Origin of the sequence: Pseudomonas sp. R62, assembly GCF_000257605.1 — a bacterium.
In the GTDB taxonomy this organism is placed as follows: Bacteria; Pseudomonadota; Gammaproteobacteria; order Pseudomonadales; family Pseudomonadaceae; genus Aquipseudomonas; species Aquipseudomonas atacamensis.
In genome coordinates this window covers 2,099,826-2,104,160 of record NZ_JH635999.1, presented here as the reverse complement: position 1 = coordinate 2,104,160, position 4,335 = coordinate 2,099,826, and the positions used below count along the sequence as shown (strand labels likewise).

The following is a 4,335-nucleotide window of genomic DNA, read 5'->3' as shown; positions in this document are numbered from 1 at the left end:
AAAGACGTCGCCCGGTGCGTGCAATTCGCCTGGCAGGACGAAGCCGTGTTCGGCGTCGACGCGGCGGCCTATCTGGAGCCGCGCGAGTCCGGCGGCACTACGGTTTATACGCGTTCGGCAGAGTCTTTTGTCGATGTGATCACCGAAGCCTCGGGTACGACTTTGAATTACTACGCGCAGAAGAGTGATTTTGTCGCGATGCGGCGGATGGCGGCGATGGCGACCTGCCTGTGATTATGGGGTGAAGCGGTTGACGCTTTCGCGAGCAGGCTCGCTCCCACAAGTTGTAATGCATTGCACTGTGGGAGCGAGCCTGCTCGCGAATACGGCATGACTCAATCGATCAGGCGCTTCTGAAAGTAGTGCCGCTTGTGCCCCGGTGGGTAGTCAACGATTTCCCCAAACTGGCAGAACCCCAGCTTCTTGTAGAACTCCGGCGCCTGAAAATCGAAGGTGTCGAGCCAGAGGCCGTAGCAATTTTTTTCCCTGGCCAAGGCTTCCGCCTGAGCCATCAATTTCGAGCCGATCCCCTGTCCGCGACCTTGTTCCGGCACTGACAGCAGTTCGATGAACATCCAGCGAAAAATCATTCGCCCGTACAAACCGCCCAGTATTTCGCCATTTTGGTCTTTGACCATCAAGGCGAACGGCTCGGATTTCGAACCGCCGGTTTGAGCATCGTTGTACTCGATCAGCGGCTGCAGAATGGCCTGACGCTGTTCCTCGGTAGGATTCTGCGTCAACTCGATACGCAAATTCATGCATGACTTCCTTGTGTAATTGAACGCCCAGCCTAACGCGTCCGGGCAAACGTCTCCAAGCCCTTCGATCGAACAAGCGGAACCGTCAAACCAGCGTTGCGGTCTAGGCTTTTATCGCGTCTTTCCCTGAGCGCGATTGATGAGGAAATCCCGTGAATATTTTTGAAGCCCTGCGCGAAAGCCACGAGCGCCAGCGCACTTACGCCAAGGCTTTGATCGCGACCAGCGGCGACAGCCCTGAGCGAGTCGAGGCCTACAAGCAGCTCAAAGCAGAACTGCAAGCGCATGAAACCGCTGAAGAGCGGCATTTCTACATTCCGTTAATGGAAATCGATGAAGGCGTGGACCTGAGCCGCCACGCCATCGCCGAACACCACGAAATGGACGAGATGATGGAAGAACTCGACGAGACCGAAATGTCCAGTCCGGCCTGGCTGGCCACGGCCAAAAAGCTTTCCGACAAGGTTCATCACCACCTCGAGGAAGAAGAGCACAAATTCTTCCAGATGGCCGGCAAGCTGCTCGACGATAAACAGAAAACCCAACTCGCCGGGCAGTACGAAAAGGAGTATCAGGCGCAACTGTCTGAATGACCAAAGGCGACTCGGCGTGTAGGTGTTCAGCTACACGTTGGGTGCGATGCGTCGTCAAGCACTGGTTATGCATCCAGTGTTTCCGGGCTTTTTACGTCTTGCACACTGGGACTGTGACAAAAGCGCCGATGGACAAAAAATTCACCTCCGTTAGCTTGAAGGCCTCTCCTCGGGAAGGAGAGTTCTCAAATCAACGGAGTGAGCAAGATGAATCAGGCAATCCCACAAACCCAACTCAAACACGGTCGTGTCATCTCGCCAGCGAGTCGCGGCGCGGTCGCCATAGACCTCGGCTTGCTAGGCGCCTGGCAAGTCAATGAAATGGAAGGTGGCAAGAACTTTCCGGCCATGGACGCCGGACCTTTCCCGCAACCTTTCGAGACCGACTCGGACAGCGTCGCGCCGCCGGCCGATGGCTACATTCTCAGCGGCGGCAAGACCGATGCCCGCGATTGCGTCAATTACACCGACGACGAGATGAGCAAGAAGCTCGGCCGTTCATTCAACTGGCCGCTGCTGAATGTCGATCCGGGGCAGATTCTCGAGGTCAGCTGGGCGTACACCGCGCCGCACACCACCCGTGGTTATCGCTGGCTGATCACCAAAGACGGCTGGGATCCACAGCAACGCATCAGCCGTGCGCAGCTCGAAACCCAGCCGTTCTTCGAAGACTTCTACCCGCAAGTGCCGTATTACAGCCATGCCGGCGAATTGAAGGCCAAGGTCGATCATCAAGTGAAGCTGCCTGCGAACAAGCAGGGTCATCACGTCATTGTGCTGATGTGGATCGTCGCCAATACCGGCAACGCCTTCTACCAGGCCTTCGACGTCGACTTTCAGTAACCGCGCAGGCTGAACGAGCCCGGTAGCGCTACCGGGCTTTTTTTGTCGGCGCAATTGATCGACCATGGCAGTCCCCCCATGAAGACAGGATCAGACGCGATGTCCAACACAGCCGAACGGGTCAACATCGTCGACACTCAGGTGTTGTCCTACGACTGGTATCTGCTGAAGAAAATCACTTTCGACTACCACCGCAACAACGGCGAATGGCAGCGCCAGACCCGCGAGGTATACGACCGGGGCAACGGCGCGGCGATTCTGCTGTTCAACCGCGAAAAGCGCACGGTGGTGCTGACCCGCCAGTTTCGTTTGCCGGTGTTCGTCAACGGCCACGATGGATTGTTGATCGAGGTGGCCGCCGGGTTGCTGGAAGGTGCCGCGCCCGAGCAGCGCATTCGTGACGAAGCCGAGGAGGAAACCGGTTATCGCGTGCACGACGTGAAAAAAGTATTCGAGGCGTACATGAGTCCCGGTTCGGTGACGGAGAAACTGCACTTCTTTATCGCAGAATACGACGCGGCGTCCAAAGTCAGCGACGGTGGTGGCCTTGAAGAGGAAACCGAAGAGCTGGAAGTGCTCGAGTGGGGCTTCGATGAGGCATTGGCAGCATTTAAACGCGGCGAGATCTGCGACGCCAAGACCATCATGCTGTTGCAGTACGCAGCGATGAATAACCTCTTCGCTTGATTCGGGCAGGAGCTGCCAAAGACTGCGATGGCTCAGCATACTGGCTGAACGGGGAGGCGCAATACCCAAAGCCGGCCATACTGCTTGTTGCTCCTGAAGCGTTGCCCTGCGTTTTGCGCAGTCCCCAAAAACAAAAAGAGATCGACTCATGAAGTACGAACCTTTGGCCAGATCGCTCATTGCGACCTCTCTGGCGCTCAGCTGTCTCATGGCTCACGCGGCATCAGTGGCTCCGGTGGCGGCGGAAAACGGCATGGTGGTCACCGCGCAACATCTGGCGACCCATGTCGGCGTCGACGTTTTGAAAAACGGCGGCAATGCCGTGGATGCGGCAGTGGCCGTGGGCTATGCGCTGGCGGTGGTCTATCCGGCTGCGGGCAACCTTGGCGGCGGCGGGTTCATGACTATTCAACTGGCGGACGGGCGCAAGACCTTTCTCGATTTCCGCGAAAAAGCGCCGCTGGCAGCGACCGCCAACATGTATCTGGACAAGGACGGTAACGTCATTCCGGAACTGAGCACGCGCGGGCACCTGGCGGTCGGCGTACCGGGTACGGTGTCCGGCATGGAGCTGGCGCTGAGCAAATACGGCACCAAACAGCGCAAGGAGATGATTGCCCCGGCGATCAAACTGGCCGAAGACGGTTTCGAATTGCAGCAGGGCGATGTCGAGCTGCTCGAATACGCGACGGATGTGTTCAAGAAGGACATGCGCGATTCCGGCTCGATCTTCCTCAGCAACGGCGAGCCGATGCAGGTCGGGCAGAAACTGGTGCAAAAGGATCTGGCGAAAACCCTGCGGACGATTTCCGACAAGGGCGCCGACGGCTTCTACAAAGGTTGGGTCGCCGATGCCATTGTCACTTCCAGCCAGGCCAACAAAGGCATCATCAGCCAGGCCGACCTGGACAAATACAAGACTCGCGAACTGGCCCCGGTGGAATGCGATTATCGCGGCTATCACGTGGTCTCGGCGCCACCGCCGAGCTCCGGCGGGGTGGTGATCTGCCAGATCATGAATATCCTCGAAGGCTATCCGATGAAGGACTTGGGCTTCCATTCCGCTCAGGGCATGCACTACCAGATCGAAGCGATGCGCCACGCGTACGTTGATCGCAACAGCTACCTCGGCGATCCGGATTTCGTGAAGAATCCGATCGAGCATCTGCTGGACAAGAATTACGCGACCAAACTGCGCAACGCCATCCAGCCGCAGAAGGCCGGCGTGTCGGCTGAGCTCAAGCCCGGTGTAGCGCCCCACGAAGGCAGCAACACCACGCACTATTCGATTGTCGACAAGTGGGGCAATGCCGTTTCGGTGACGTACACGCTCAACGACTGGTTCGGCGCGGGCGTCATGGCCAGCAAGACCGGGGTAATCCTCAACGACGAGATGGACGACTTCACCTCCAAGGTCGGCGTGCCGAACATGTACGGGCTGGTCCAGGGGG

The 4,335-nt window shown here is 57.9% G+C and carries 6 protein-coding genes; 5 read left to right on the top strand and 1 reads right to left on the bottom strand.

Going from position 1 to position 4,335, the window contains the following annotated elements:
• The coding region (locus OQK_RS27325; protein WP_016775259.1) for a hypothetical protein at nt 1–234 on the top strand (234 nt) is incomplete at its 5' end.
• A gap of 101 nt (nt 235–335) precedes the next feature.
• Here OQK_RS27325 and OQK_RS27320 read toward each other — a convergent pair.
• The gene (locus tag OQK_RS27320) at nt 336–761 is read right to left on the bottom strand and encodes a GNAT family N-acetyltransferase (protein ID WP_016775258.1); all 426 of its coding nucleotides are present in this window, start codon (nt 759–761) and stop codon (nt 336–338) included.
• Between the two features lie 152 nt (nt 762–913).
• Between OQK_RS27320 and OQK_RS27315 the strand changes: the two genes are divergently transcribed.
• The 4 genes from OQK_RS27315 to ggt all read left to right on the top strand — a co-directional run.
• Complete coding sequence (locus OQK_RS27315; protein WP_016775257.1) at nt 914–1,354, top strand: hemerythrin domain-containing protein; 441 nt, start codon at nt 914–916, stop codon at nt 1,352–1,354.
• A 207-nt stretch (nt 1,355–1,561) separates the two neighbouring features.
• Complete coding sequence (locus tag OQK_RS27310; protein ID WP_016775256.1) at nt 1,562–2,197, top strand: lytic polysaccharide monooxygenase auxiliary activity family 9 protein; 636 nt, start codon at nt 1,562–1,564, stop codon at nt 2,195–2,197.
• 99 nt (nt 2,198–2,296) lie between these two features.
• Nucleotides 2,297–2,884 (top strand): NUDIX domain-containing protein, encoded by a 588-nt coding sequence (locus OQK_RS27305; protein ID WP_016775255.1) that lies wholly within the window; start codon nt 2,297–2,299, stop codon nt 2,882–2,884.
• A 148-nt stretch (nt 2,885–3,032) separates the two neighbouring features.
• Nucleotides 3,033–4,335 (top strand): gamma-glutamyltransferase (gene ggt, locus OQK_RS27300; RefSeq protein ID WP_016775254.1); only part of this gene is annotated, 1,303 nt, incomplete at its 3' end.